This is a genomic window from Streptomyces sp. Xyl84 (assembly GCF_059731885.1).
In genome coordinates, this window is record NZ_AP029182.1 from 3,130,237 (window position 1) to 3,155,365 (window position 25,129).

General features: G+C 71.3%; 26 protein-coding genes. 7 read left to right on the plus strand and 19 right to left on the minus strand.

The window, feature by feature from the left end:
- Positions 1-83: 83 nt before the first annotated feature.
- A complete protein-coding gene (locus tag AC6I72_RS13470; protein WP_498000982.1) occupies positions 84-1,400 on the plus strand; it encodes a 3-oxoacyl-ACP reductase in 1,317 nt (438 codons plus the stop codon).
- Between the two features lie 2 nt (positions 1,401-1,402).
- Complete coding sequence (locus AC6I72_RS13475) at positions 1,403-2,335, plus strand: MaoC/PaaZ C-terminal domain-containing protein (RefSeq protein WP_498004678.1); 933 nt, start codon at positions 1,403-1,405, stop codon at positions 2,333-2,335.
- A gap of 112 nt (positions 2,336-2,447) precedes the next feature.
- Here AC6I72_RS13475 and AC6I72_RS13480 read toward each other — a convergent pair whose 3' ends face one another.
- The 9 genes from AC6I72_RS13480 to AC6I72_RS13520 form a co-directional block, all read right to left on the minus strand.
- Entirely contained in the window at positions 2,448-3,116 is a 669-nt protein-coding gene (locus AC6I72_RS13480; protein ID WP_498000983.1) for a TetR/AcrR family transcriptional regulator, read from the minus strand.
- Between the two features lie 80 nt (positions 3,117-3,196).
- A complete protein-coding gene (locus tag AC6I72_RS13485; RefSeq protein ID WP_498000985.1) occupies positions 3,197-3,529 on the minus strand; it encodes a DUF4229 domain-containing protein in 333 nt (110 codons plus the stop codon).
- Positions 3,530-3,630: 101 nt separating this feature from the next.
- Entirely contained in the window at positions 3,631-4,155 is a 525-nt protein-coding gene (locus AC6I72_RS13490) for a GNAT family N-acetyltransferase (RefSeq protein WP_498000986.1), read from the minus strand.
- Positions 4,156-4,171: 16 nt separating this feature from the next.
- Positions 4,172-4,840 (minus strand): UdgX family uracil-DNA binding protein, encoded by a 669-nt coding sequence (locus AC6I72_RS13495; protein ID WP_498000988.1) that lies wholly within the window; start codon positions 4,838-4,840, stop codon positions 4,172-4,174.
- A gap of 66 nt (positions 4,841-4,906) precedes the next feature.
- Positions 4,907-6,070: an aminofutalosine synthase MqnE gene (gene mqnE / locus AC6I72_RS13500; RefSeq protein WP_498000989.1), complete on the minus strand. Its 1,164-nt coding sequence runs from the start codon at positions 6,068-6,070 to the stop codon at positions 4,907-4,909.
- 49 nt (positions 6,071-6,119) lie between these two features.
- Positions 6,120-6,575, minus strand: a complete 456-nt coding sequence (locus AC6I72_RS13505; RefSeq protein WP_037861223.1) for an Lrp/AsnC family transcriptional regulator — start codon at positions 6,573-6,575, stop codon at positions 6,120-6,122.
- A gap of 88 nt (positions 6,576-6,663) precedes the next feature.
- On the minus strand, positions 6,664-7,371 hold the full coding sequence (locus AC6I72_RS13510) for a UbiX family flavin prenyltransferase (protein ID WP_498000990.1): 708 nt from the start codon (positions 7,369-7,371) through the stop codon (positions 6,664-6,666).
- Between the two features lie 82 nt (positions 7,372-7,453).
- Positions 7,454-8,356 (minus strand): menaquinone biosynthesis prenyltransferase MqnP, encoded by a 903-nt coding sequence (gene mqnP, locus AC6I72_RS13515; protein WP_498000992.1) that lies wholly within the window; start codon positions 8,354-8,356, stop codon positions 7,454-7,456.
- Complete coding sequence (locus AC6I72_RS13520; RefSeq protein ID WP_498000994.1) at positions 8,353-9,804, minus strand: menaquinone biosynthesis decarboxylase; 1,452 nt, start codon at positions 9,802-9,804, stop codon at positions 8,353-8,355. The genes mqnP and AC6I72_RS13520 overlap by 4 nt, the downstream gene beginning before the upstream one ends.
- A gap of 160 nt (positions 9,805-9,964) precedes the next feature.
- On the opposite strand from AC6I72_RS13520, the gene AC6I72_RS13525 reads away from it, so the two are divergent.
- Positions 9,965-10,414 carry a nucleoside deaminase gene (locus AC6I72_RS13525; protein WP_498000995.1) on the plus strand — a complete coding sequence of 150 codons (450 nt, stop codon included), beginning with the start codon at positions 9,965-9,967 and terminating at the stop codon, positions 10,412-10,414.
- 17 nt (positions 10,415-10,431) lie between these two features.
- On the opposite strand, the gene AC6I72_RS13530 is transcribed toward AC6I72_RS13525, so the two are convergent.
- The 8 genes from AC6I72_RS13530 to hemL form a co-directional block, all read right to left on the minus strand.
- The gene (locus AC6I72_RS13530; protein WP_498000997.1) at positions 10,432-10,854 is read right to left on the minus strand and encodes an SRPBCC domain-containing protein; all 423 of its coding nucleotides are present in this window, start codon (positions 10,852-10,854) and stop codon (positions 10,432-10,434) included.
- A 25-nt stretch (positions 10,855-10,879) separates the two neighbouring features.
- Positions 10,880-11,980 carry a c-type cytochrome biogenesis protein CcsB gene (ccsB, locus tag AC6I72_RS13535; protein WP_498000998.1) on the minus strand — a complete coding sequence of 367 codons (1,101 nt, stop codon included), beginning with the start codon at positions 11,978-11,980 and terminating at the stop codon, positions 10,880-10,882.
- On the minus strand, positions 11,977-13,830 hold the full coding sequence (gene resB / locus AC6I72_RS13540) for a cytochrome c biogenesis protein ResB (RefSeq protein ID WP_498001000.1): 1,854 nt from the start codon (positions 13,828-13,830) through the stop codon (positions 11,977-11,979). Before resB ends, ccsB begins: the two co-directional genes overlap by 4 nt.
- Positions 13,831-13,833: 3 nt before the next feature.
- Positions 13,834-14,595, minus strand: a complete 762-nt coding sequence (locus AC6I72_RS13545; RefSeq protein WP_498001001.1) for a cytochrome c biogenesis CcdA family protein — start codon at positions 14,593-14,595, stop codon at positions 13,834-13,836.
- A gap of 6 nt (positions 14,596-14,601) precedes the next feature.
- On the minus strand, positions 14,602-15,267 hold the full coding sequence (locus AC6I72_RS13550; protein WP_498001003.1) for a TlpA family protein disulfide reductase: 666 nt from the start codon (positions 15,265-15,267) through the stop codon (positions 14,602-14,604).
- A gap of 66 nt (positions 15,268-15,333) precedes the next feature.
- On the minus strand, positions 15,334-16,674 hold the full coding sequence (locus AC6I72_RS13555; RefSeq protein WP_498001005.1) for a polysaccharide deacetylase family protein: 1,341 nt from the start codon (positions 16,672-16,674) through the stop codon (positions 15,334-15,336).
- Between the two features lie 204 nt (positions 16,675-16,878).
- Complete coding sequence (locus AC6I72_RS13560) at positions 16,879-17,598, minus strand: histidine phosphatase family protein (RefSeq protein WP_498001006.1); 720 nt, start codon at positions 17,596-17,598, stop codon at positions 16,879-16,881.
- The gene (hemL, locus tag AC6I72_RS13565) at positions 17,595-18,911 is read right to left on the minus strand and encodes a glutamate-1-semialdehyde 2,1-aminomutase (RefSeq protein ID WP_498001007.1); all 1,317 of its coding nucleotides are present in this window, start codon (positions 18,909-18,911) and stop codon (positions 17,595-17,597) included. The genes AC6I72_RS13560 and hemL overlap by 4 nt, the downstream gene beginning before the upstream one ends.
- A gap of 635 nt (positions 18,912-19,546) precedes the next feature.
- Here hemL and AC6I72_RS13570 point away from each other — a divergent pair.
- On the plus strand, positions 19,547-20,197 hold the full coding sequence (locus AC6I72_RS13570) for a hypothetical protein (protein ID WP_199811667.1): 651 nt from the start codon (positions 19,547-19,549) through the stop codon (positions 20,195-20,197).
- 76 nt (positions 20,198-20,273) lie between these two features.
- Here AC6I72_RS13570 and AC6I72_RS13575 read toward each other — a convergent pair whose 3' ends face one another.
- Together AC6I72_RS13575 and AC6I72_RS13580 are read right to left on the minus strand one after the other, a co-directional pair.
- Positions 20,274-21,611: a tyrosine-type recombinase/integrase gene (locus AC6I72_RS13575; protein ID WP_498004679.1), complete on the minus strand. Its 1,338-nt coding sequence runs from the start codon at positions 21,609-21,611 to the stop codon at positions 20,274-20,276.
- A 1-nt stretch (position 21,612) separates the two neighbouring features.
- On the minus strand, positions 21,613-21,909 hold the full coding sequence (locus AC6I72_RS13580; RefSeq protein ID WP_498001008.1) for a helix-turn-helix domain-containing protein: 297 nt from the start codon (positions 21,907-21,909) through the stop codon (positions 21,613-21,615).
- A gap of 478 nt (positions 21,910-22,387) precedes the next feature.
- Between AC6I72_RS13580 and AC6I72_RS13585 the strand changes: the two genes are divergently transcribed.
- The 3 genes from AC6I72_RS13585 to AC6I72_RS13595 all read left to right on the plus strand — a co-directional run bounded on the left by AC6I72_RS13585 (position 22,388) and on the right by AC6I72_RS13595 (position 25,040).
- Complete coding sequence (locus AC6I72_RS13585) at positions 22,388-22,630, plus strand: helix-turn-helix transcriptional regulator (RefSeq protein ID WP_498001010.1); 243 nt, start codon at positions 22,388-22,390, stop codon at positions 22,628-22,630.
- Between the two features lie 137 nt (positions 22,631-22,767).
- A complete protein-coding gene (locus AC6I72_RS13590) occupies positions 22,768-23,961 on the plus strand; it encodes a DUF3631 domain-containing protein (RefSeq protein WP_498001011.1) in 1,194 nt (397 codons plus the stop codon).
- A 221-nt stretch (positions 23,962-24,182) separates the two neighbouring features.
- Complete coding sequence (locus AC6I72_RS13595; RefSeq protein WP_498001012.1) at positions 24,183-25,040, plus strand: DUF2637 domain-containing protein; 858 nt, start codon at positions 24,183-24,185, stop codon at positions 25,038-25,040.
- Positions 25,041-25,129 lie beyond the last annotated feature (89 nt).

Sequence of the window (25,129 nt, forward strand, 5' to 3'; positions counted from 1 at the left end):
CGACCTGCTCCTCACCCGTGACATAGGCTTACCCCCGGTAACCTTACTCCACAGTAAGCAATGGCGACCCGTGGGAGACGCACATGGCCGACCGCTATCTGAGCTTCACCCGCACCGCACCCGGCCGCTTCCTGACCCGTCGCCTCGGGCTCCCGCAGCCGGCGGCCCTGCGCCGCTGGTCACCGGAGCGGCCGCTGCTCGACGGCCCCCTGCTGCACCTGACGGCGGGTGAGAGCCGCCTGGACGCCGCCCCGGTCCTGGTCCGCACCGGACTGCCGCTGGGCGACCGGGACCCCGCGGCCGTGGTCCTGGACGCCACCGGGGTCCAGGACGTCGAGACCCTCGCCGCGGTGCACGCGGCACTGCACCCCGTCCTGCGGTCGGTCGCGGCGAGCGGACGCGTGGTGCTGCTGGGCGCACCCCTCGACGCGGACGACCACCACCAGGCCGCCGCCCAGCAGGCCCTGGAGGGCTTCACCCGCTCGCTCGGCAAGGAGATCGGCCGGGGCAGGACCGTCAACCTCGTCCGGCTCACCGACGCGGACGCCGCCGGATCCACCCTCCGCTTCCTGCTCTCCCCGAAGTCGGCCTACGTCAGCGGGCAGGTGATCCACGTCGGTCCCCCGGCACCGGACTCCTCCGCCGGCCAGGACACGGCGGACCCCGGCCGCCCCCTGGCCGGCCGCACCGCCCTCGTCACGGGCGGCGCGCGCGGCATCGGCGAGGCGGTCGCCGAGACCCTCGCCCGGGACGGCGCCCACGTCGTCGTCCTGGACGTCCCCGCGGCCGAGGCGGACGCCCGCGCGGTCGCCGCACGCCTGGGCGGCACCGCCCTGGCCCTGGACATCACCGCCGCCGACGCGGGCGAGCGGATCGCCGCCGCGCTGCCGGACGGCCTGGACGTGCTGATCCACAACGCGGGCATCACCCGTGACCGCCGGCTGGTGAACATGCCCGCCGAACGCTGGAGCCAGGTCCTGGACGTCAACCTGGCGAGCGTGCTGCGCACCACCGACACGCTGCTCGCGGCCGGCACCCTGCGCCCGGGCGGCCGGATCGTGGCCACCGCCTCCATCGCGGGCCTGGCCGGGAACGCGGGCCAGACCAACTACGGCGCGAGCAAGGCGGGCGTCGCCGGACTGATCCGCGCCCTCGCGCCCCGCGCGCTCGCCCGGCACCGGGTCACGGTGAACGCCGTAGCGCCCGGGTTCATCGAGACCAGGATGACCGCCGCCGTCCCGCTGTTCATCCGGGAGGCGGGCCGCCGGATGAACTCCCTCGCGCAGGGCGGACTCCCCGTCGACGTTGCCGAGACGACGGCCTGGCTCGCCCACCCGGACTCCGGCGCGGTCAACGGCCAGGTCGTCCGCGTGTGCGGCCAGAGCCTGCTGGGTGCGTGACCATGACCGCCGCCGACCCGGACGACCGCCCCACCGTCGTCCTCACCCGGACACCCGCCCTCGCCCCGCTCCTCGCGCGCGGCGCCCTGCGCTCCCCCTTCAGGCGCCCCCGCCCCGACGCGCCCTTCCCCCGCACCCGCCTCGTGCTGCCGTCCGTCCGCCCCGACCTCGCGCGGCTGGCCGCCTACGAGCGGGTGTGCGGCTTCGCGACCGGCGAGGACACGCTGCCCGTCACCTATCCGCACGTGCTGGGCTTCCCGCTCGCCATGCGCCTGATGAGCGGCGGCGGCTTCCCGCTGCCGCTGCTCGGCCTCGTCCACACGTCGATCGCCGTCACCCGGCACACCGCGCTGCCCGCGGCGGGGACGTACGACATCGCGGTGCGTGTCGACGGGCCGGCGGCGCACCGGCGCGGCACCCAGGCGACCGTCGTCACCGAGCTGCGCGCGGGCGGTGACCTCGTGTGGGAGTCGGCGAGCACCTACCTGGCCCGCCACCGCCCGCGCACCCCGGCCACCGGCGTCCCCGGCGCCATCGCGGACGGGCACGGGGATCCGGGAGACGGACGGGCGGACCCCCACCGGGACGGGCGCGCGCCGCTGCCCGCCGTCGGGCAGTGGCGGCTCGCGGGCGACCTGGGCCGGCGCTACGGCGCCGTCTCCGGCGACCGCAACCCGATCCACCTGCACCAGCTCACCGCCCGCCTGTTCGGCTTCCCCCGGGCCATCGCCCACGGCATGTGGACCGTGGCCCGCTGCCTCGCCGCCCACGGCACCCCCGACGCCGTCCGGGTGCGGGCCGCCTTCCGGGCTCCCGTGCCGCTGCCGGGCGCGCTCACCTACGCCGCCGACGGACGCGGGCGCTTCGAGCTGCGCTCGGCGGACACACCGGCGCGGGTCCATCTGGTGGGTGACGTGGAGCCGCTGCGCCCCTGAGAGCCGTTGCTGAGAGCCGTTGCTGAGCCCCTGCGACCGTACCTGGGATCCGACGCCGGTTCCTGAGACCCGTCACTGAAACCCGGCGCCGGTCGCTGCAACCCGGCGCCGGTCAGTCCCCGGGAGCCGGCGGGCTCCAGGGGCGGCCCTCCATGAGGTTGCCCAGGCCCGCCCAGGCGACGTTCATCAGCGTGAGGGCCGCCTGGCGGGCGGTGACGCCCGGGGTGGCGTTGGCCCAGGCGGCGAGGGACTCGGCGGCGCCCACCAGGGCCTCGGCGAGCCCGGCGGCCTCCTGCTCGGACAGGTCGTGGGCGCAGCGGGCGTCCCCCGCGCGGCGGGCGTCCCGGGCCGCCTCGGTGATCAACTGCCGTACGAAGGTGACGATCCCGGTGCGCAGGGCGGCGGTCTCGGCCGCGAACGGCTCGCCGTGGGTACGGGCCTGGAGGTGCAGCACCGACCAGCCGTCCGGACAGCGCGCGGTGTGCGTGAAGAAGGCCCGCAGCCCTTCCCACAGCTGCCGGTCGGCGGGCAGGTCCGCGCGGGCCCCGGCCCGGACGGCCGCGGCCAGCGCGGCGCCCTCGCGGCGGATGCAGGCGCTGAAGAGGTCGTCCTTGGAGTTCAGGTAGAGGTAGACCAACGGCTTGGAGACGCCCGCCAGTTCGGCGATCTCGTCCATGGAGGCGGCCCGGTAGCCGCGCCGGCCGAAGATCTGCACGGCGGCGTCGAGCATCTGCTGTTCGCGAACCGCCCGCGGCATCCGCTTGGTCTTCACGGCACCCATGGGCGCAAGCCTACGGTTCGCGCAGCGGGCCGCCGGGCAACCGGCGCGGCGACGCCCGGCGCCGTGGCCGGATCACGCCGTCAGGAAGAGGACGAGGAGGCCGAGGGGGAGGAGGACCGGGCCTTCGAAGCGATGCGCGCCTCTTCCCCGGCCAGTTCCTCCGCCAGGCCGGCGGCCTGCATGTTCGCCTTCATGCGGTCCACGCGCGAGGCGACCTGGACGGACGCCCGGTCGCGCTCCTTGCGCAGGACGACGAAGCTGATCGGGGCGGAGATCACCAGGGCGAGGAGCGGGATCCACAGGCTGTTGGAGCCGTTGCGGCCGCTCGGCACGATGCCGGCGTAGACGAGACCCCAGACGACCACGAGGCAGCCCACGAAGATCCCGAGGCGCATCAGCGTGTAGCGGAGCATCTCAAACCACTCTTCCGTTCCGAACAAGGCCAAAGGGCACCGTCCAGTGAAGCACGGACGGGGCCACTCGCCGCACGCGGGTCGCGCGGGCGCACGAAGGCTCAGGTCAGCGGCATCAGCATGATCACCTCGTCCCGGTCGTCACCGGGGCCCACCCGGGTCGCGCCGGGGATCCGGCCGACCTCCTTGTACCCGCAGGAGGCGTAGAACCGCTCCAGACCCTGTCCGCCGCGGCAGCTGAGCCGGATCGCCTCGATGCCGCCGAGGCCGCGGGCCGCGTCCGCCGCCGCCGCGAGCAGGTCGCGCCCGTACCCCTTGCCCTGGTGGCGCGGGTGCACCATCACCGTGTACAGCCACAGCCAGTGGGCCGACAGGGCGTCCCGGTTCAGGGTCAGGAAGGCCGTGGCGGCGACCCCGCCCTCCTCGTCGTGGCCGACCAGCAGCCGGGAGCGGCCCTCGGCCATCGCCACGAACTGCTTCACCAACTCCGGGCGTATCGCCTCGCGCGAGGCGGGCGCCACGAAACCGACCGCCCCGCCCGCGTCCGTCACGTCGGTCCACAGGTCGAGGATGCCGTCGCGCAGGGCGCGGTCGACGGACGGGTCCAGGGTGAAGGTAAGAGGCATGGGCGCATCGTAACCATTACGCCAGGACCCCCGCAGCCACTTTCAGGTCGGACACCAGCCCCCGGTACGCGGCCTCACGGTCGTCGGCGCGCAGCACGGATGACGGGTGCACCGTCGGCACCAGCCGCTCCGGGCGCCCGTGGATCTCCCGCTCCAGCACCGTCCCGCGCACCTCGGACACCCGGAACGACGAGCCGAGCAGGGCCTTGCCCGCGGTCGCCCCCAGGACGACGATCAGCTCGGGTTCGACGAGGGCCAGTTCGGCCGCCAGCCAGGGGCCGCACGCCGTCATCTCCCGCAGCGTGGGTGCCTTGTGGATACGGCGCTTGCGGGGCTCGGACCGGGTGAACTTGAAGTGTTTGACCGCGTTGGTCACGTAGGCCTCGCCCGGGTCGATGCCGGCGTCGGCCAGCGCCCGGCCGAGGAGCTTGCCAGCCGGTCCCACGAACGGCCTGCCCTGCCGGTCCTCCTGGTCGCCGGGCTGCTCGCCGACGAGCATCACCCGGGCACGGCCGGCGCCCTCGCCGAACACGGTCTGCGTGGCGTCCCGGTGCAGGGGGCAGCCGCGGCAGTCTGCAGCCGCGCGGCGCAGCGCCCCGAGATCGGCGCCGGCCGGGACGAACGGCTCGGCGGTGTAGGCGTCCTCCGGCGCCGCCGCGGACGCCTTCGCCTTGGTGGTGGCCATGCCGGACGGGTACCCGTCCGGCACGCGGCCTCACGGCGGGGCCGGCCCGGAGCCGGCCCGCGGTGCTCAGACCCGCATGGGCTGCGGCGACTCGCGGCGGCCGGCGTCCGGGCCGTCGTACTCGCGGATGATCTCGTAGCGCGTGTTGCGCTCGACCGGGCGGAAGCCCGCGTCGCGGATCAGCTCCAGCAGGTCGTCGCGGGTCAGCTTGGCCGGCGTGCCGAAGTCGTCCGCGTCGTGCGTGATCTTGTACTCGACGACCGAGCCGTCCATGTCGTCCGCGCCGTGCTGGAGCGCGAGCTGCGCGGTCCGCACACCGTGCATCACCCAGAACACCTTCACGTGCGGGACGTTGTCGAACAGCAGCCGCGAGACGGCGAAGGTCCTCAGCGCCTCCGCGCCGGTCGCCATCGTGGTCCGGGCCTGGAGGCGGTTGCGGACCTTGCCGTCCTTCACGTCGACGAAGTCGTGCTGGTAGCGCAGCGGGATGAAGACCTGGAAACCGCCGGTCTCGTCCTGCAGTTCACGCAGCCTGAGCACGTGGTCCACGCGGTGGCGCGGCTCCTCGATGTGCCCGTAGAGCATGGTGCACGGGGTCTTCAGGCCCTTCTCGTGCGCCAGGCGGTGGATGCGGGACCAGTCCTCCCAGTGGGTGCGGTGGTCCACGATGTGCTGCCGGACCTCCCAGTCGAAGATCTCCGCGCCGCCACCGGTCAGCGACTCCAGACCGGCGTCGATCAGCTCGTCGAGGATCTCGGAGGCGCTCAGCCCGGAGATCGTCTCGAAGTGGTGGATCTCGGTGGCCGTGAACGCCTTCAGCGACACGTTCGGGAGGGCGGCCTTCAGCTCCCTGAGCGAGCGCGGGTAGTAGCGCCAGGGCAGGTTCGGGTGCAGGCCGTTGACGATGTGCAGCTCGGTGAGGTTCTCCCCCTCCATCGCCTTGGCCAGCTTCACGGCCTCCTCGATGCGCATCGTGTACGCATCCTTCTCCCCCGGCTTGCGCTGGAAGGAGCAGTACGCGCACGACGCGGTGCACACGTTCGTCATGTTGAGGTGGCGGTTGACGTTGAAGTGGACGGCGTCGCCGTTCTTCCGCGTCCGCACCTCGTGCGCGAGACCGCCCAGCCAGGCCAGGTCGTCCGACTCGTACAGCGCGATGCCGTCCTCGCGGGTCAGGCGGACACCCGCCCTCACCTTCTCCTCCAGCTCGCGCTTGAGCCCGGCGTCCATACCCCTACCTCTTTCTCCGACAGACTCCGTAAACCGTACGCCTGGACCCTCACACCTCTTCGGGCAGCTCACCCACCCGGTTCTCCCACTTCGTGGACAGCACGATCGTGGTCCGGGTCCGGGAGACGCCCTTGGTGCCCGACAGCCGCCGGATGATCCTCTCCAGTCCGTCGACGTCCGTGGCGCGCACCTTGAGCATGAAGGAGTCGTCACCCGCGATGAACCAGCAGTCCTCGATCTCGGGCAGGTCCTTCAGGCGCTGCGCGACGTCCTCGTGGTCGGCGGCGTCGGAGAGCGAGATGCCGATCAGGGCGGTCACGCCGAGACCGAGCGAGGCGGAGTCCACGGTGGCCCGGTAGCCGGTGATGACCCCGGCGGCCTCCAGCCGGTTGATGCGGTCGGTGACACTCGGTCCCGACAGGCCGACGAGGCGCCCCAGCTCGGCGTAGGAGGCCCGTCCGTTCTCTCTCAGGGCCTGGATGAGCTGCCTGTCCACCGCGTCCATGCGATCGAAGCCTTCCGCTGGAAAGAAGTTCCTGAAGTTGTCGAGTGGTGCCCGCGTCCGTACGGGTACGGGCACCGGGTTCCGCCGGTCACCCCTGTGGAGCGCCGGTGCCGCCGGACGCCCCTGCCGGGCGGGATCCGCCGCCCAGGGCGCCCTCCCAGCGGTGGTAGAGCCGGTGGGGCACGCCCACCGCGTCGAGGGCGCGGCCGGCGACGAAGTCCACCAGGTGCTGGATGTGCGTCGCGCCGGCGTAGAAGGCGGGCGAGGCGGGCAGGACGGTGGCGCCCGCGTCGTCCAGTGCGACCAGCTGCCGCAGCGTCGGACCGTTCAGCGGGGTCTCCCGAACGGCCACGACCAGCGGCCTGCGCTCCTTGAGGGTCACGCTCGCCGCCCGTTGCAGCAGGTCCTTGGAGAGGCCGAGCGCGACGCCCGCCACGCACGCCGTCGAGGCGGGCACGATCAGCATGCCCTTGGCCGGGTACGAGCCCGAGGACGGCCCGGCCGCCAGGTCACCGGCGCTCCAGTGCCGTACGTCCGTGGTGTCGGTCTCGAACGTGCCGGGTTTGCCGTCGGCGCCCAGACAGAGCCATTCCCGCAGGTCGTCGCGCCAGTGGGCGTCCCTGAAGGAGATGCCGGTCTCGTCGAGCAGGGTGAGCCGCGAGGCCCGGCTGACCACCAGGTCGACGCTCTGCCCGGCGTCCAGCAGCCCGCGCAGCACAGCAGCCGCGTACGGCGTACCGGAGGCGCCGGAAACCCCCACGATCCAAGGCTCGCGCCGCGTTTTCCCTGCGTTCACATATCGAGCCTATCCGGCCGCCCGGCGCAGGCGTGAGGCGGCCGGACGACCGGCCGGTGCCCCGGGCGCCGCCGGAACGGGTTCACGGCCGCAGGCCGCGGACCAGGAGATCGAGCAGCGCGCAGACGAAGAGGCTGATGCCGATGAAACCGTTCGTCGAGAAGAACGCCCGGTTCAGCCGGGACAGGTCGTGCGGGCGGACGATGGTGTGCTCGTAGACGAAGGCGCCGGCGACGACGACCAGGCCCAGCCAGAAGAAGACTCCGGCGCCGGTGGCCAGGGCGAACCAGACGAACAGGGCGGTGGTGACCGTGTGGCAGGCGCGGGCGCCCCAGATCGCGGCCGGGATGCCGAAGCGGGCCGGGACCGACCTGACGCCGACCTTCCGGTCGGTCTCGACGTCCTGGCAGGCGTAGATCAGGTCGAAGCCACCGATCCAGATGCCCACGGCCAGACCCAGGATCACCGCCTTCCAGGACCACTCGCCGCTGATGGCGAGCCAGCCGCCGATCGGGCCCATCGCCTGGGCCAGGCCCAGGATGGCCTGCGGGAAGTTCGTGAACCGCTTGCCGTAGGGGTAGACCACCATCGGGACCACCGCGATGGGGGCGAGGGCCAGGCAGAGCGGGTTGAGCAGGGCGGCGGCGCCCAGGAAGACGGCGACGGCGATCAGTGCGCCGGTCCAGGCGTGCCGCACGGACATCGCGCCGGTGACCAGCTCGCGGTGGGCGGTCCGGGGGTTGCGGGCGTCGATCTCCCGGTCGATGATCCGGTTCACCGCCATGGCGAAGGTGCGCAGCCCCACCATGCAGACGGTCACCAGGAGCAGCCGCCCCCAGTGGATGTTCTCGTCCCACTCGTACATCGCGGTGAGCGAGGCGATGTAGGCGAAGGGCAGCGCGAAGACCGAGTGCTCGATCATCACCAGGCGCAGGAACGCCTTGGTACGACCGGGCGCGGGGATCGCTGCGGACGCGGTACTCACAGCCCGTACTCCTTCCAGCGGCGGTCGACCGTTGCCGCCGTCTCCGGGTCGGAGACCACCATCTCCGGCCAGCCGCCGTCGCGGGTGTAGCCCTCCTCCGGCAGTTTCCTGGTGGCGTCGATGCCCGCCTTGCCACCCCAGAACTGCTGGTAGGAGGCGTGGTCGAGGTGGTCGACCGGGCCTTCGACGACCGTAAGATCACGAGCGTAGTCGGTGTTGCCGAGCGCCCGCCAGGCGACCTCGTGCAGGTCGTGCACGTCACAGTCGGCGTCGACGACCACGATCAGCTTGGTCAGCGACATCATGTGCGCCCCCCAGACGGCATGCATCACCTTCTGGGCGTGCTTGGGGTACTTCTTGTCGATGGAGACGATCGCGCAGTTGTGGAAGCCGCCCGCCTCCGGCAGGTGGTAGTCCACGATGTCCGGGACGATGATCTTCAGCAGCGGGAGGAAGAAGCGCTCCGTGGCGCGGCCGAGCGGGCCGTCCTCCGTCGGCGGCCGTCCGACGACGATCGACTGCAGCAGGGGACGCCTGCGCATGGTCACGCAGTCGATGGTGAGCGCCGGGAAGGGCTCCTGCGGGGTGTAGAAGCCGGTGTGGTCGCCGAAGGGGCCCTCGGGCAGCATCTCCCCGGGCTCCAGCCAGCCCTCCAGGACGACCTCGGCCTGCGCCGGGACCTGGAGCGGGACGGTCTTGCAGTCCACCATCTCGATCCGCTTGCCCGCGAGGAACCCGGCGAACAGGTACTCGTCGATGTCGCCGGGCAGCGGGGCGGTGGAGGCGTACGTGACGGCGGGCGGGCAGCCGAAGGCGATCGCCACCGGCAGCCGCTCACCCCGCCGGGCCGCCACCTGGTAGTGGTTGCGGCTGTCCTTGTGGATCTGCCAGTGCATGCCGATGGTGCGCCGGTCGTGGCGCTGCAGGCGGTACAGGCCCAGGTTGCGGACGCCCGTCTCCGGGTCCTTGGTGTGGGTGAGCCCCAGGTTGAAGAAGGAGCCGCCGTCCCGGGGCCAGGTGAACAGGGCGGGCAGCGCGTCGAGGTCGACGTCGTCGCCGCGCAGCACGACCTCCTGGACCGGGGCCTCCTTGACCTTGCGCGGCGGTACGTGCGTCATCGCGCCGAGCTTGCCGAACGCCTCGCGCACGCCCACGAACCCGTGCGGCAGCTCGGGCCGCAGCAGCCCGCCGATGCGCTCGCTGATCTCGGCGTACGACTTCAGGCCGAGCGCCTTGAGCAGCCGGCGGTCGGTACCGAAGACGTTCATGGCGAGCGGCATCGCCGAGCCCTTCACGTTCTCGAAGAGCAGTGCGGGGCCGCCCGACTTCTGCACCCGGTCGACGATCTCACCGACCTCCAGGTACGGGTCGACCTCGGCCTTGATGCGCTTGAGGTCGCCCTCGCGCTCCAGCGCCCTGAGCAGGGAGCGAAGATCGTCGTAAGCCATGGGGTCCAGTATCGCCGAGAGGGCCGCGGCCCCCGCGACCGCCCCGGGCGGGAGCGCGGCGCGGGCGGTGGTGCGGCGGCCGGGCGGCCGGGCGGTGGTGCGGCCACGGGGGGCGCGGCGGGGCGTTGCCGCACGGGCCCGGTGCCCGCACAGTGGGCGTATGGACCCGGCTCAGGCACGCACATGGCTCGCCACCGCCCTCGCGGAGGCGCGCACGGGACTCGCCGAGGGCGGCATCCCGATCGGCGCGGCGCTCTACGCGGCCGACGGGACGCTGCTGGGCCGGGGCCGCAACCGGCGGGTGCAGGACGGCGATCCGTCGCTGCACGCGGAGACGGCCGCGTTCCGCGCGGCGGGGCGGCAGCGGTCCTACCGCGGGACGACGATGGTGACGACGCTCTCGCCGTGCTGGTACTGCTCCGGGCTGGTCCGCCAGTTCGGGATCTCCCGGGTCGTCGTCGGGGAGGCGGCCACCTTCCACGGCGGCCACGACTGGCTGGCGGAGCACGGTGTGGAGATCGTGCTGCTCGACGACGCGGAGTGCGTGCGTCTGATGAGCGGCTTCGTGCGGGAGCGCCCGGGTCTGTGGCGGGAGGACATCGGCGAGTAGGGGGCCCCGGGGGACCGTCACCCGGGGCCGGCGGCCTGCTCCTCCGCGCCCAGCTTTTCGATGAGGCGTTCGAATCTGTTCCGCCAGGCCCGCTCCGACTCCCCCTCGCCCTGGAACTCGTGGGTGAGGCGGAGCACGGAGCCGTCCTCCCCGTCCCGTTCCAGGTGGAAGCGGATACGGCCGCCGCCGTCGACGGTGTACTCGGCGACCCGGTCGACGTCCCAGGCGGTGACGTGCCCGCTGCCGAGGCCGTGCAGGCTGACCGCGCCGCCGAGCCGGGGTTCCAGCTCGTCGGCGGGGGTGAACCAGCCCGCGAGCCCCTGCGGGGTGGACAGCGCCGGCCAGACCGCCTCCATGGGCCGGGGAAGCCGGACCAGGAAGCCGAGGATGTGCGTGTTGCCGTGGGTCTGGCTGGTGCCCTGTTCGATGGAACCGGTCATGCCACCAGTGTCCCCGAGCGGCCCCTCAGACGCCCGCGTAGGAGTGCTTGCCGCTGACGAAGATGTTGACGCCGTAGTAGTTGAACAGGAAGCAGGCGAAGGCGATCAGCGCGATGTACGCCGCCTTGCGGCCCTTCCAGCCGGCGGTGGAGCGGGCGTGCAGGTAGCAGGCGTAGGCGACCCAGGTGATGAAGGCCCAGGTCTCCTTGGGGTCCCAGCCCCAGTAACGGCCCCAGGCCGACTCGGCCCAGATGGCGCCCGCGATGATCGTGAACGTCCACAGCGGGAAGACGGCCGCGTTGATGCGGTAGGCGAACTTGTCCAGGCTCGCGGAGGCGGGCAGCCGCTCCATCACGGAGGTGGCGAAGGTCCCGGGCTTGCCACCGTTCACGAGCTTGTTCTCGTAGGAGTCCTTGAAGAGGTACAGCAGGGTGCCGACCGCGCCGACGTAGAAGACCGCGCCGCACAGGATCGCGGTGGAGACGTGGATGTACAGCCAGTACGAGTGCAGCGCCGGGACCAGCTGGTCGCTCGCGGTGTACAGGACGGTGACCGCGAGGCCCAGGTCGAGCAGGACCGTGGTGGCCAGGAAGAGACCCATCCAGCGCACGTTCTTCTTCAGGGCGAGCAGCGCGAGGTACACGCCGACCGCGACCGTGGAGAAGGTGATGTTGAACTCGTACATGTTGCCCCACGGCGCCCGCTGGACGGAGGCCGCGCGGGCGACGACACCGGCCAGCTCCACCAGGAAGGCGAGCACGGTGAGCGAGACGGCGACGCGGCCGTACAGGTCGCCCTGCTGGTCACCGCCGTGCGCGCCCGGCCCGTCGGGCACGTCGCGCGAGCCGGAGGCGGACCGCACGACGACCTCGGGCCGCTCCAGGACGGCGGTGCCGCCGGCGGACCTCACCGCCACGGCCGGGGCCGCGGCGCGGGCCGTCTCCTCCTCCGCGGTCAGCGCGGCGGCCGTGCGGGCCACCTTGCTGCGGCTGCCGAAGAGCCACTCCGCGATGTAGGCGAAGAAGGCCAGCGTGTAGACGGCCATCGAGGAGTAGATCAGCGCGTTGCTGATGTGCGCGAGATGTTCGTTGGTGGCGGTGGCCAGCTCGGTGGCGGCGGGAGTCACTTCTTCTCAGCCCCTTCGGCGGGTACGGGGGTGACAGCGCCCGGCTCCGGGTCGGAGTCGGTGTCGGCTTGGGTGGGTGCCTTGTCGTGGACCTGGGCGGCCAGCGCGCCGATCTCCTCGGGGAGTTTCGCCGACTCGCTGCGGCCCAGACCGGCCACCTCGACGACCGTCGTCCCGTCGGCGCCCCGCACCGCGCGCACCCAGACCCGGCGGCGCTGGATGAACAGCGAACCGGCGAGCCCGAAGATCGCGGCGACGGCGCCGGTCAGCGCCCAGCCGGTGCCCGGCTGCTGGACGATCTGGAAGCTCGCCCACTGCTTGATGTCCTTGTCGAACGTGATGGAGCCGGCCCCGTTCGGCAGGGCCAGGCTCTCGCCGGGCAGCAGCATCTTCTTCAGGATGTTGCCCTGGGCGTCCTTGAACGGCTTCAGGTTCGGGTTCTTCGTGTCCAGCTGGTAGACGTTCTGCGGGGTGCCCGCGTCCACGCCCAGGTCGCCGTGGTAGGCGCCCACCGACAGGACGGGGAAGTCCAGCGCGGGGAACTGGGAGAACATCGTGCCCTTGCCCGCCCCGGCGAAGGTCGGCACCAGGACCGCCGCGAAGCCGAGCTGCTCCTTCTTGCCCTGCGCGTCGCGGTAGCCGTCCATCACCTTGATCGCGCCCTGCGAGGTGACGTTGGAGTCCAGCGGCAGCAGCGGCACGGCCTGGTGGTAGACCACGTCGCCCTTGCCGTCGCGCACGGTGACGGTCGGGGCGTAGCCGTGGGCGACCAGGTAGACCTTGGCGTCGTCGATCTCCAGCGGCTCGTTGACCTTGATGACCTTGTGCCGCTCCTTGCCGTCGGGGCCGACGCTGTAGTCGACGGCCGCCTCGTAGGTGCGCGGCGTGCCCTTGTTGGGACCGGTGGTCTCGTAGGTGCCGGTGAACTTCTTCAGGGTGAAGCTGAACGGGACCAGGTTGTCGTCGTCGAAGAGGTTCCCGGACTTGAAGTCGTCGTACTGGGTGAGGGTGTTGGCGAAGCCGTCGCCCTCGACGACCAGCTTGTTGCCCTCGGTCTTGAACAACTGGCCCCAGCCGAAGGCGATCAGCATCACGATCAGCGCGATGTGGAAGAGCAGGTTGCCGGCCTCGCGCAGGTAGCCCTTCTCGGCGGCGACCGCGTCCCCGGCCAGGTGGGCGCGGAAACGGCGCTGCCTGAGCGTCCTCAGCGCGGCCTCGCGGACCTCCTCGGGCGCGGCCGCCGTGCGCCAGGTGGCGTACGCGGGCAGCCGGGTGAGCCGCTTGGGCGCGCCCGGCGGGCGGCTGCGCAGCTGGCCGGTGAACTGCCAGGTGCGCGGGATGATGCAGCCGATGAGGGAGACGAACAGCAGGATGTAGATGGCGGAGAACCACACCGAGCTGTAGACGTGGAACAGGCCGAGCTTGTCGTAGAGGGGCGCGAGCGTGGTGTGGGTCTGCCGGAAGGTCTCGACCTTCGTCGCGTCGCTGCCGGTCTGCGGGATCAGCGAGCCGGGGATGGCGCCCAGGGAGAGCAGGAACAGCAGCAGCAGCGCGACCCGCATGGAGGTCAGCTGCCGCCAGAACCAGCGGGCCCAGCCGAGGACCTCCCGGCCGGTCCAGGCGAGCCGGCCGGCCAGGCCGGGGGCGCGGCTGCCGCCGAAGGAGCCGGGGACGGCCGTCTCGGCGGGCGCCGTGGACAGCTGCGATCCGGCCGCGCCCAGGTCGTCCTCGGCGGCGCGCTGCGCGGCCCGGTCGTCGGTGTCGGAGGGCGGCGCGGTGCGGGCGTCCTCACCGGAGGGCGGCGCGGCCGACTCCGCGTCCGTGCTCGTGCCGGGTGTCGTCTTGCTCATGGATCAGATCCCCACAGTGAAGCCGGTCGACCAGGTCTGCATCTCCTGCACCAGCCGGTCCCAGGCGCCGGTGAGCAGCAGCACACCGGTCACGATCATCATCGTTCCGCCGAGGCGCAGCACCCAGACGTAGTGGCGCTTGACCCAGCCGAACGCGCCGAGGGCCTTGCGGAAGGCGATGGCGGTGAGCACGAACGGTATGCCGAGCCCGGCGCAGTAGGCGACGGTCAGCAGGGCGCCGCGCCCGGCGCTGGCCTCGTTGGAGGACAGCGCCACCACGGAGGCGAGGGTCGGGCCGATGCACGGGGTCCAGCCGACGCCGAAAAGGGCGCCGAGGACGGGCGCGCCCACCAGGCCGGCGGCCGGCCGCCGGTGGAAGCGGAACTCACGCTGGGTCAGCCAGGGCATCAGTCCCATGAAGAAGACGCCCATGAGGATCATGAGCACGCCCAGCACCTTGGACAGGGTCCCCTTGTAGTCCTGGAGGGTCTGCCCGAAGAAGCCGAACAGCGCGCCGCCGGAGACGAACACGACCGTGAAGCCGAGCACGAAGAGCGCGGCGCCGACGGCCATCCGCCCGCGCCGCGCCTCGGCCAGGTCGGTGCCGGTGACGCCGGTCACGTACGACAGGTAGCCGGGGACGAGCGGCAGGACGCACGGGGAGAAGAAGGAGACGAGACCGCCGAGCACGGCGACCGGCAGCGCGAGCAGCAGGGCTCCGCTGAACACCGTCTGGTTGGGATCAGTGGCTGCGGCCAGTAGCACGGCGGCTCACTTCTCCGCGACGACCGGGTCGAGCATCTTGCGCAGCTTCTCCTCGCTGAGCGCCTGCAGGGCGCGCGCCGCGATGTTGCCGTCCCGGTCGATGACGAGCGTGCTCGGGATGGCCTGCGGGTTGAGGGTGCCCTTCTTGAAGCGGAGCATCAGCTTGCCGGTGGGGTCGTACAGGCTCGGGTACGGCACCCCGTAGCTCGTCTCGAACTTCTGGGCCGGCTGGGTGCTGGTGTCGCGGGTGTTGATGCCGACGAACTGCACGCCCTCGGCGGCGGTGTCCTTGGCGACCTTGACCAGGTTGGGCGCCTCGGCCCGGCACGGCGAGCACCAGGAGCCCCAGACGTTGAGGACGACGACCTTGCCCTTGTAGGAGGCGACGTCGAGCGTCTTGCCGTCGATGGTCGTGCCGGAGAGGTCGGGCGCGGGCTTGCGGTCGCCCTTCTTGACGGTCGCGATGCCGTCGGAGCCGGTGATGAAGTTGCTCCTGCCCGAGCCGCCGGAGGTGCCGCCGGAGCCGCAGGCGGCCAGGGCGAGGGCGAGCGCGGCGGTCCCGGCGGCCAGCAGGGTGGCGCGGCTGCGGGCGCGGGTCGTGCGCGTGCGGTGCGGACGGGACGTACGGTTCGCCCGGTTCGAGCACTGGGGGGCGCGGCTGGCGGCACTCATGTGAAAAGTTTCGCATGCCTGTTCCGGGGATCTTGCGCGCCCCCCTGCCGGGCGGAAAACCGCATATCAGGCGCCGTTCGAGGGGCCCTTTCCGCTCTGCGTGCCGGTGCTGCCCGCGGTCCCCGCGGAGCCGGTGGTTCCGGCGGTCCCGGTGTCCTTCAGGAACTCCTTCCAGCCACCGGCGGGCTGCCGCCCGACCTCCAGGGTGCGCAGCTTGGCGAGCACCTCCGGCTTCTGCACGTCCATCCAGTCCACGAACTGTCGGAAGGAGACCAGGCGCACGTCGGCGCCCTTGTCCCGCTCGGCCACGATGTGCTTGAACGCCTCTTCGACGGAGTCCATGTAGATACCGCCGTTCCACTGCTCGAAGTGGTTGCCGATGAAGAACGGCGCCCGGTTCGTCTCGTACGCCCGCCTGAAGCCCTGGATGTAGGACTGGGCGGACTGCTTGCGCCAGTGCGGGTAGTTGGCGGGCGGGGCCTTGGTGGAGTTCACCGACTGGTTGGCGAGCATGTTGTAGTCCATCGAGAGGACCTCGAAGGAGTGACCCGGGAACGGTATCTGCTGCAGCGGCAGGTCCCAGATGCCGAGCTTCTTCTGCGGCCACACCTGACGGCCGCCCGGCGAGGAGGCGTCGTAGCGCCAGCCCAGGCTCTTGGCCGTGGGCAGCAGGTTGTTCTGGCCGAGCAGGCAGGGCGTGCGGCCGCCGACCAGTTCCTTGTCGTAGTCGAAGGGCAGGGAGGGCAGGTCGCTCCAGCCGGTGTTGGTCCGCCACTGCTTCACGAAGGCCTTGGCCTGGTCGATCTCGCTGCGCCACTGCTTGGGCGTCCAGTTCGCCACGGTGCCGTGACCGGAGCAGAAGTGGCCGTTGAAGTGGGTGCCGATCTCGTGGCCCTCGAGCCAGGCACGGCGCACGTTGGTGAGCGTGGCCTTGACGTGCTCGTCGGTGAGGTAGCCGATGTCGGAGGCGCCGCGCGCGTTGTTCGGCGGCTCGTACATGCGCTTCTTCGCCTCGGGGAGCAGATAGAGCCCGGAGAGGAAGAAGGTCATGCTCGCTTCGTGCTGCTTGGCCAGGTCGAGGAAGCGCGGGAAGAGCCCGTTGCCGACCTCACCGGCGCCGTCCCAGGAGAAGATGACGAACTGCGGCGGGGTCTGCCCCGGCTCCAAGGGGACCGGCTTGGCGGGCTGGCGCGGCTGCTTGCCGGTGAACGACGTCGAACCGTCGCCGATGGGGCGCGCGGGCTGCCCGGTGCCCTGGCCCTTTCCGTGCGACCCCGTGCCCGAACCGGAACCACCGGCGTCGCCCGAGCCGTCCGAAGACTTGGAGCCGCCGCAGCCCGCGAGTCCTACGGCAGCAGCGGTGCCCGCGCCAAGGCCGAGTATTCCCCTCCGGGAGAAGGTGCGCATGAGATCCCCGATCCGTCACGTCCTCTGAATGCTGGTCACCCACTCAGAGGCCGTGACGAACGCCAGGGTTCCGCGAACCGATATGAATTTCACAACAAACGCAACGAAACTGTGCGTACGTGACCGAAGACTTACGGCCCCCTTACCCTCCGTGCATTAAAGGGAGCGGGCCGCCGGGGCCGCGTCCGCGTGTCCCGGCCGGGGCTACGCCCCGAACGCCTTCCCCTGCCCCTTCACCGGCTTGGCGCCGGCCAGCAGATGGGCGGGCACCAGGTCCCGGGCCGGCTCGCTGTAGCCGACGGAGACGATCCGGTCGCCCTGGTAGGTGAACGTGGTCAGCGAGGCCAGTGTGCACTGCCGCTTGCGCGGATCGTGCCACAGCCGCCGCCGCTCCACGTACGACCGCACGATCCAGATCGGCAACTGGTGGCTGACGAGCACCGCTTCGTGCCCGCGCGCCCGGTCCTTCGCCGCGTTCAGCGCGCCCATCATGCGCACCACCTGGTCGACGTACGGCTCGCCCCACGACGGCCGGAACGGGTTGACCACGTGCTTCCAGTTCCCCGGGCGGCGCAGCGCGCCGTCGCCGACGCCGAACGTCTTGCCCTGGAAGACGTTCTCCGCCTCGATCAGCCGCTCGTCGGTGGCGAGGTCGAGCCCGTGCGCCTTGGCGATCGGCGTCGCCGTCTCCTGCGCCCGCTCCAGCGGCGAGGCGACGACGTACGTGATGTCGCGCGGGGCGAGGTGCTCGGCGACCCGCTCGGCCATCTGCCGTCCCAGCCCGGACAGGTGGTAGCCGGGCAGCCGCCCGTACAGCACACCGGTCGGGTTCTCCACCTCCCCGTGCCGCATGAGGTGGACGACGGTGACGTCGCCGCTGCCGTTCTGCCCGGTGGTCACGCCGGTGCCGGTGGTGTCGCTCATGCCGTCGCCTCCGCCGCCGCCCGGGCCGCCGCCGGCAGCGCGTCGGCGATCCGCTGGAGCGCCTGCTCGTCGTGGGCGGTGGAGACGAACCACGACTCGAACGAGGACGGCGGCAGGTAGACGCCGCCCGCCAGCATCGCGTGGAAGAAGGCGGTGAAGCGGTACGACTCCTGCGCGCGGGCGTCGTCGTAGTTGCGCACCGGACGGTCGGTGAAGAACACCGAGAACATGTTGGAGGCGTTCTGCAGCGTGTGCGCCACGCCCTCCTTGGTGAGCGCCTCGGAGACCATCGCCTGGATCTGCTGCGAGACCGCGTTCACCTTGGCGTAGGCCGCGTCGTCCAGCAGGCGCAGCTGGGCGAGGCCGGCGGCGGTGGCGACCGGGTTCCCCGACAGGGTGCCGGCCTGGTAGACGGGTCCGGCCGGCGCGAGGTGCGCCATGACGTCGGCGCGCCCGCCGAAGGCCGCGGCCGGGAACCCGCCGCCCATCACCTTCCCGAAGGTCATCAGGTCGGGCTCGACGCCGTCGACGCCGTACCACCCGGCGCGGCTGGTGCGGAACCCGGTCATGACCTCGTCGGAGATGTACAGCGCGCCGTTCTCCCGGCAGAGGTTTTTCAGACCCTGGTTGAAGGAGGGCAGCGGCGGCACGACGCCCATGTTGCCCGGCGAGGCCTCGGTGATCACGCAGGCGATCTCGCCCGGGTGGGCGGCGAAGGCCGCGCGCACCGCGTCGAGGTCGTTGTACGGCAGCACGATCGTGTCGCCGGCCTGGGCGCCGGTGACGCCCGGGGTGTCCGGCAGCGCGAACGTGGCGACGCCCGACCCGGCGGCGGCCAGCAGCGAGTCGACGTGCCCGTGGTAGCACCCGGCGAACTTGACGACCTTCGTGCGCTGCGTGAACCCGCGGGCGAGCCGGATCGCGGACATGGTGGCCTCGGTCCCGCTGGACACGAGCCGCACCTGCTCCAGCGGCGCGACCCGGCCGGTCATCTCCTCGGCGAGCGCGACCTCGCCCTCACCGGGCGTGCCGAAGGACGTACCGCGCGCGACCGCCTCCTGCACGGCGGCGATCACCTCGGGGCGGCCGTGCCCGAGGATCATCGGCCCCCAGGAGCAGACGAGGTCGACGTACTCCCGCCCGTCGGCGTCCTTCAGGTACGGCCCGCTGCCGGAGACCATGAACCGGGGCGTACCGCCCACGGCGCGGAAGGCACGCACCGGGGAGTTCACACCGCCGGGCGTGACGGCCGCCGCACGGTCGAACAGCGCCTGCGAGGCGGGGGCTTCGTATGGGTATGGCAGTTCGCTCATGACCTGCGACTTCTCCGGCTTCTCGGTTCTCTCGGGGACTGTGCGCCCGGGCTTCCCGGCGGCTTCGGGGCATCCGGCGGGGGCGGTGACCTGTTCAGGGTAGGCCAGGGGGCCCGGGAAGCCGGGAGGGGAGCGGGCGGGGGACGGTGGGGCCTGCGGGGACGGCGGAGCGGGGGAGGCGGGGAGCCGGTGGGGGGGGTGAGAGCCCGGGGGCGTACGGGCCGGGAGGTGCGGTGAGGCCTCGGCGGGCCGGTGGGGCGGTGAGGCCCTTGTCGGAGCGGTGGGGCGGTTGTTGGGCCGGTGGGGCGGTGGTCCTGGACGGGGCCGCGGCCCGGTGGCCGAAGAAGCGGCTTCTGCCCGGCCCATCTGAGAAACTGGGCTCCTCGTCCCCGGAAGCGAGGACACAGGGGGGCGGGAGCGGCGAGGAGCGGGGGAACAGGCGCGCAGGGCAGGAGCGGAAGACGCCGGGAGGCAGGAGGAAAAGTCGTGGCAGGGGCGTGCGGACGGCCACGAGGATCCCGCGGCGAGATGTTTCGACGTACGTTTCGGCGTGCGGCCGTGGGGGAGGTCACTGACACGATGATCGGGTTGCGCGGCGGGGGCCACGCGTCCTAGAAAAGCAGTCGGGTGGAGATATGCATCGCGGTGGCGGACTGGGCGAGGGGACTGACGACCTGGGTCCTCGGCGTGCCCGGCGGGGAAGGCACCGGCGCGACGCGGAGGAAACCGCCGAAGCACGTCATGCACAGGGTGCGCCCGGTGATCCCGAGCGGTCCGACCGGCGGATCGACGACCGGACGGGACGCCGGGCCGATCGCCTCCGGGCGGGGAGCGGGAATGGTGGCCGGGTGGGGGTGACGTACAAGTACTTCGGCGCACCGGACGGTGCGACGGCGGCCCGCGTCCCGATCTCGATGCGCCCCGAGGAACTCGGCGGCGACGAACTCGGCATGAACGGCATGTTCACCAAGATCAAGCCGGAGACCATGGCGGCCATGGTCCTCACCGGCATCGAGGGTGTCCCCCTGCACCGGGTCCCGCCCCTCGAACTCGTCGTCCTCCACCCCGACTACGCCGTCGTCAAGCTCCCCATGACCGTCGTCGACCCCCTCCGCGACATCGGCGAGGAAGCGGTCGGCGCCGCCGCCTTCATCTGGTCCACGGTCCCGGACCGCGGCGGCCCGCGGGACGCGTTCAACGTGTACCAGCTGCTGCACGAGTGGCAGGACTTCTCGCACCGGTTGCATGAGGCGGGGCATCAGCCGTACTGCCTGGTTTGGCCCTGACCGGCTCTGAGCTGGGGTTTCTTGCGGGTTGGGCGGGGTCTTCGGGCCTCGCCCTTTTGGGTGCCGGGGAGGGCCGTCAGGCGGCCAGGGCACATTGAGGGCACATTGGTTTTGCTGGGGGTGTTGATGTGCCCTGGGCTGCGGGTGGGTCGCCGTCGTTTTCCGCCTCGGCTTCCGTTTCCGTGAAGGCGTCGTCGATCGCCTTGCGGGTGCGGGTCTCGCTGGACGGCAGCAAGTGCGTGTACGTCCGGAGCGTGAAGCCCGGGTCCGAGTGGCCGAGGTACTCGGAGAGCGCCTTTATGCTCTCACCCGCGTCCAGGAGCACGGAGGCGTAGGCGTGCCGGAGGGCGTGCATCCCGTCTTCGGGGGCCGCCTGGAGGTACCTCGCACCGCGCTCGCGGGGAGGGATCACGCCAGCGGCAGCCAGAGCGCGCTTCCAGTCGCCCATGTTGAAGACGCTGCGGTTGTAGGCCCGCCCCTTCTGGTCGACGAAGAGGAGACGGAAGGTCTTCGGCTCGCCGTCCGGCTTGGCCCACGGCAGGGTGACCTCGACCGGCGGGAACTCCTTCGTGTGGGCCTTGAGGGCGGCAGCAAGCTGGGCCGGTAGAGGCACAGATCGGATCTTGTTCCCCTTGGGCAGGGCGAAGACGGGCTTCGTGCCGACGAGCCGTACCTGGCGGTTGACGTGGATCCAGCCGGTCTTGAAGTCGATGTCCTCGACGGCAAAGCCGAAGACCTCGCCCTGGCGCAGGCCGCAGCCGAAGGCGAGCTTGCCGCCGACCTGGAAGCGCTTGGGCAGGCCGGCGAGGACTGCCCGGACGCGCTCCAGCGGCCAAGGGATGATCTTCTTCTTGGTCGCGGTCGGCAGCTTGACCGACTTCGCCTTGCAGGGGTTCTTCGGCAGGAGCCCATCCTCCACGGCCGCGCCGAGGATGCTGGAGAGGATGTCGAAGATGCCCTCGATCGTCGACACCTCCAGGCGGGCGTCCTGGAGGGTGCGGATCCAGCCCTGGATGACCGAGGGCTGGTTGAGGGAACGCAGCTCGCGTCGCCCGAGGTGCTCGACGATGTGGTTGCGGACCGTCGCCTCGTAGCGGAGGGCTGTCGTCGGACCGACGGAGTTCGCGTCCAGCCACTTCTGCGCGTAGGCGCCGAGCGTCTGCTTCGTCTCGGCTGGTACGACGTAGGAGCCGCGCCGGATCTCGACGTCGACCTCGGCGGCCCGGTTGTCCGCCTCGGCCTTGGTGTCGAAGTTCTCCTTGCGCTGGCGGCCGTCCAGATCGCGGTAGCGGACCTGCCACCGCTTGCCGACGCCGTGATCGGCGGTGGGGACCATCTGCCGCGTACGGCTCTTGTGTTCACCGCACTCGGCCTCGGTGGGCTTGGGATGGGACTTGTGCCAGCGGTCGTACACGTCAGCCAAGAAGGACCCCCTGAATGCGCTCCCAGGTCTGGATCGCAGAGGTCTCCAGAGGCAGCAGGACTGCGGGCGAGACGCCGAGGGCGGCGGCGATCGCGACGAGGTCGTCGACGTCACAGCGGCGGTGGGCGCGCTCGGTGCGGCTGAGGGCTGTGTTACACATCGGGCGGCCCAGCGCGGTGCATCGGGCAGCCAGCTGGTGCTGGGTCAGGCCGCGCGCGATGCGTATTCGCTCTATGGCGCGGGCGGCGTGGAGGCCGGCGGGGCCTATTTCAACGGGTCGAGTTGCCATGACAGGTAGCTGTAACTTGCAGCCGACCTTTATGGCAAGAGTTGGCTCTAAAACTCTACAGAAGTCGTTGCAGGGTGACCGTGGGGCGGCGTGGCGTTTATCTCGCCCATTCACGAGGCACGGACGGGTAATTCCAGGAGTCGCCGTGCTAACTTGCCGTCGCGCGTGAACTTTGGGCGTTTTGAGTCGGTAACTGATGATGCGCTCACCGCTTGCTTCAGCTCACTTGATCGCCCGCCCAGACAGGCTCCGGCCTGCACCAACCGACGACCCGGGCCGGTCGGGACCACTCGGGCGATCAGGGATGAGGACGTAGTCGCCAACTTTTTGGTCAACGGCCGATCCGCCTCTACGGTTATTCCCCCTCCCAGCCACGCCGAGGGAATTAGTGGAGAGTTTTAGAACCAACGCTGGACTTCTTCGCTGGCGGTGTGGCTGTGTTGTCCAGGCACGCTGTCCAAGACCGAAAAGGAGCCCTGTGCCGAATACCTCTCTCCGCAGCGCGAACGCCCCTGCCTCCGCCGACGCTGCCCGGCGCGGCCCGCTGGCCACCCCGGCGGAAGTCGCTGCCTATCTCGGGGTGCCGGTGAAAACGCTCTACCAGTGGAAGTACCGGGGCATCGGCCCCAACGTGCACAAGGTCGGCCGCCACCTCCGCTACCGCTGGTCCGAGGTGGACGCCTGGGTGAACGCCCAGTCCGCGTACGACCTCACGGCCTGAAGCCGCTCTGCCGGGACAGCGAAGCGGCTCTCCGCGAGCCACCGCCGAGAGCCACAGAGTCCCCGCCCCCATCGCCCTTGAACGATCGAATCGGTGGGCCGGGCCTTGCCCGTCCGGCCCACCGGGAAGGAACGCCTATGGACGAATCTATGTCCCCCGCCTCCTCCGCCGCATCCACCACCGAGGACGACGAGCCAGGGCAGACCGGAGAAGGCGCACAGCTACTGGACGAGCTACGGGAAGCCATCGCGCGGTACGTGATCCTGCCCAGCAGTGAGGCGCTGACCGCCGTCACACTGTGGGTGGCGGCCACGCACATCCAGCCCGCCCTCCAGCACGCACCTCGCCTCGCCGTGGTCGGGCCTGCGAAGCGGTGCGGTAAGTCCCGCCTGCTGGACGTGCTCACCGAGACTGTGCGCGAACCGCTGATCACGGTCAACACCAGCCCGGCGGTGGTCTTCCGCGCCATCGGTGCGGACCCGCCCACCCTGCTGGTGGACGAGGCCGACACCATCTTCGGCAGCATCAAGGCCGCCGAAAAGAACGAGGAGCTGCGTGGCCTCCTCAACGCCGGCCACCAGCGCAACAGGCCCGCCCTGCGTATCTCGGGGCCGGAGCACAAGCCGCAGGCGTTTCCCACCTTCGCCATGGCCGCGCTCGCCGGCATCGGGGACCTGCCGGACACCGTCATGGACCGGGCTGTGGTGATCCGTATGCAGCGGCGCAAGGCAGGTGAACGGGTAGATCAGTTCCGCTCTCGCCGCGACATCCCCGCCCTGCACGCCCTGCGTGACCGGCTGACCACCTGGCTGCGCCCGCTGATGGACACCGCAGCCGACCTGGTGCCGCCGATGCCGGTGCAGGACCGGGCGGCGGACACCTGGGAGCCGCTGGTGGTAGTCGCCGAACTGGCAGGCGGCACCTGGCCGGAGAAAGCACGGGCAGCATGCGCGGCGATGTGCGCGTCCGAGGTTGGCCAGGACGACGAGTCCAACGTGAAGACGCGCCTGCTGAAGGACATCCGCCGCGTCTTCGCGTGCTACGGCGATCCCGACACCGTGCGCACGCGGGACCTGCTGGAGGAGCTGCTCAAGGACCAGGAGGCGCCGTGGGTGGAGTACCGCAACACTGGTCTGACCCCGCGATACCTGGGGATCCTGCTGAAGGACTTCGGCATCCAGGCAGCCGTCCTCCGCTTCGAGGGCGGACGGCAGGCCCGGGGGTTCACCCGCACACAGTTCACTGATGCTTGGGCCCGCTACTGCCCCGAGGAGCCGCTACCCGGCGGCGGCGATGAGGCCACGCGCCACGGGTCGGCTGTACACCCGTAAACACCCGTCGCACACGTCGCATCGCAGGTCATCCCCGCGACGGCTCCGGTAACTGTGACGGGTCCTCCCGTATCACGCCGAGCTCCCGTACCTGGCCTGACCAGGCATGCGACGGGTGTGACGAGTCCGCCGCCCTTCCCACTGGTAATCCCGCCCTGTGCCTCTAGCACCCGTCTCTGCCTGGAGTACCACGCTTGCCCTCACGCACCACTCAGGCCCCCGTGCCGGTACTGACCGCAGCGATCCGCCTCGGAGTCGCCCTGGTCGGCACGATCGGCTTCGCCCTCTCCTACGACGCCCTGCGGCAGATGGCCGTCGCCATCCACATCCGCGGAGTCCTCACCTACGCCTTCCCGCTCGTGATCGACGGGTTCATCGCCATCGGCGTCGCCGCCCTGCTCATCCTCCGTACCGCACCGTGGCGTTCTCGCCTGTACGTCTGGGCCCTGGTCGGCCTCGCCACCGTCACCAGCATCTGGGCCAACGCCCTGCACGCCGTCCGCCTCAACCAGCAGGCACACACCGCCGGGCTCCATCTGGACGATGTGACCGTCGGCGCCCTGTCCGCGATAGCTCCGCTCGCCCTGGCCGGCGCGGTCCACCTCGACCTCGTCATCCGCCGCCACCCCACGAGTCTGCGCCAAGAGGCCGCCGCCACACCGGGCCACAACACCTCTGGCCACAGCCACAACGGCACGCACAGCGCCATGCGGCCTGCCCGTTCGCAAGACGATGACCTCCTGCCGAAGGAGGCACAGAGCTCGCGTGACGTGGCCGAGCGCCCAGACCTGGCGGAGGCAGCCGCCAACGTGCCGCGGGCCCCGAAGCCGCTCTCCAAAGACGAGGGCCACGAACGGGATGTCACCTTCGACGAACTCCTCACCATCGCCCGCACCGCACCGCTGGGACGCGGGGACCGTGCCTCACGCCGCAACATCGAGGTGACCATCCGAGCCGCTGAGTACCGCATCGGCAAGGACCGTCTCACCCAGCTCAAGGACCGAGTACAGGCCGAACTCGACCGGGCTGCCCGCCAGCGGCAGGCCGAGCCCGACACGACCCCCGTGGGCGCGCGCTGAGGGCCGCCGCCCTACCCCGATCGACCCGCTCCGCTCGTTCCCGCACAGTCCGGAGCGGGGACGAGCGGCCCACTAGGCGACACGGCCTC

Excerpts from the sequence above, each read along its gene's own strand:
- AC6I72_RS13470 (WP_498000982.1), top strand. The coding sequence starts at position 84 with ATGGCCGACCGCTATCTGAGCTTCACCCGCACCGCACCCGGCCGCTTC.
- AC6I72_RS13475 (WP_498004678.1), top strand. The coding sequence starts at position 1,403 with ATGACCGCCGCCGACCCGGACGACCGCCCCACCGTCGTCCTCACCCGG.
- AC6I72_RS13480 (WP_498000983.1), bottom strand. The coding sequence starts at position 3,116 with ATGGGTGCCGTGAAGACCAAGCGGATGCCGCGGGCGGTTCGCGAACAG.
- AC6I72_RS13485 (WP_498000985.1), bottom strand. The coding sequence starts at position 3,529 with ATGCTCCGCTACACGCTGATGCGCCTCGGGATCTTCGTGGGCTGCCTC.
- AC6I72_RS13490 (WP_498000986.1), bottom strand. The coding sequence starts at position 4,155 with ATGCCTCTTACCTTCACCCTGGACCCGTCCGTCGACCGCGCCCTGCGC.
- AC6I72_RS13495 (WP_498000988.1), bottom strand. The coding sequence starts at position 4,840 with ATGGCCACCACCAAGGCGAAGGCGTCCGCGGCGGCGCCGGAGGACGCC.
- mqnE (WP_498000989.1), bottom strand. The coding sequence starts at position 6,070 with ATGGACGCCGGGCTCAAGCGCGAGCTGGAGGAGAAGGTGAGGGCGGGT.
- AC6I72_RS13505 (WP_037861223.1), bottom strand. The coding sequence starts at position 6,575 with ATGGACGCGGTGGACAGGCAGCTCATCCAGGCCCTGAGAGAGAACGGA.
- AC6I72_RS13520 (WP_498000994.1), bottom strand. The coding sequence starts at position 9,804 with ATGGCTTACGACGATCTTCGCTCCCTGCTCAGGGCGCTGGAGCGCGAG.
- AC6I72_RS13525 (WP_498000995.1), top strand. The coding sequence starts at position 9,965 with ATGGACCCGGCTCAGGCACGCACATGGCTCGCCACCGCCCTCGCGGAG.
- AC6I72_RS13530 (WP_498000997.1), bottom strand. The coding sequence starts at position 10,854 with ATGACCGGTTCCATCGAACAGGGCACCAGCCAGACCCACGGCAACACG.
- resB (WP_498001000.1), bottom strand. The coding sequence starts at position 13,830 with ATGAGCAAGACGACACCCGGCACGAGCACGGACGCGGAGTCGGCCGCG.
- AC6I72_RS13550 (WP_498001003.1), bottom strand. The coding sequence starts at position 15,267 with ATGAGTGCCGCCAGCCGCGCCCCCCAGTGCTCGAACCGGGCGAACCGT.
- AC6I72_RS13555 (WP_498001005.1), bottom strand. The coding sequence starts at position 16,674 with ATGCGCACCTTCTCCCGGAGGGGAATACTCGGCCTTGGCGCGGGCACC.
- AC6I72_RS13560 (WP_498001006.1), bottom strand. The coding sequence starts at position 17,598 with ATGAGCGACACCACCGGCACCGGCGTGACCACCGGGCAGAACGGCAGC.
- hemL (WP_498001007.1), bottom strand. The coding sequence starts at position 18,911 with ATGAGCGAACTGCCATACCCATACGAAGCCCCCGCCTCGCAGGCGCTG.
- AC6I72_RS13570 (WP_199811667.1), top strand. The coding sequence starts at position 19,547 with ATGCATCGCGGTGGCGGACTGGGCGAGGGGACTGACGACCTGGGTCCT.
- AC6I72_RS13580 (WP_498001008.1), bottom strand. The coding sequence starts at position 21,909 with ATGGCAACTCGACCCGTTGAAATAGGCCCCGCCGGCCTCCACGCCGCC.
- AC6I72_RS13590 (WP_498001011.1), top strand. The coding sequence starts at position 22,768 with ATGGACGAATCTATGTCCCCCGCCTCCTCCGCCGCATCCACCACCGAG.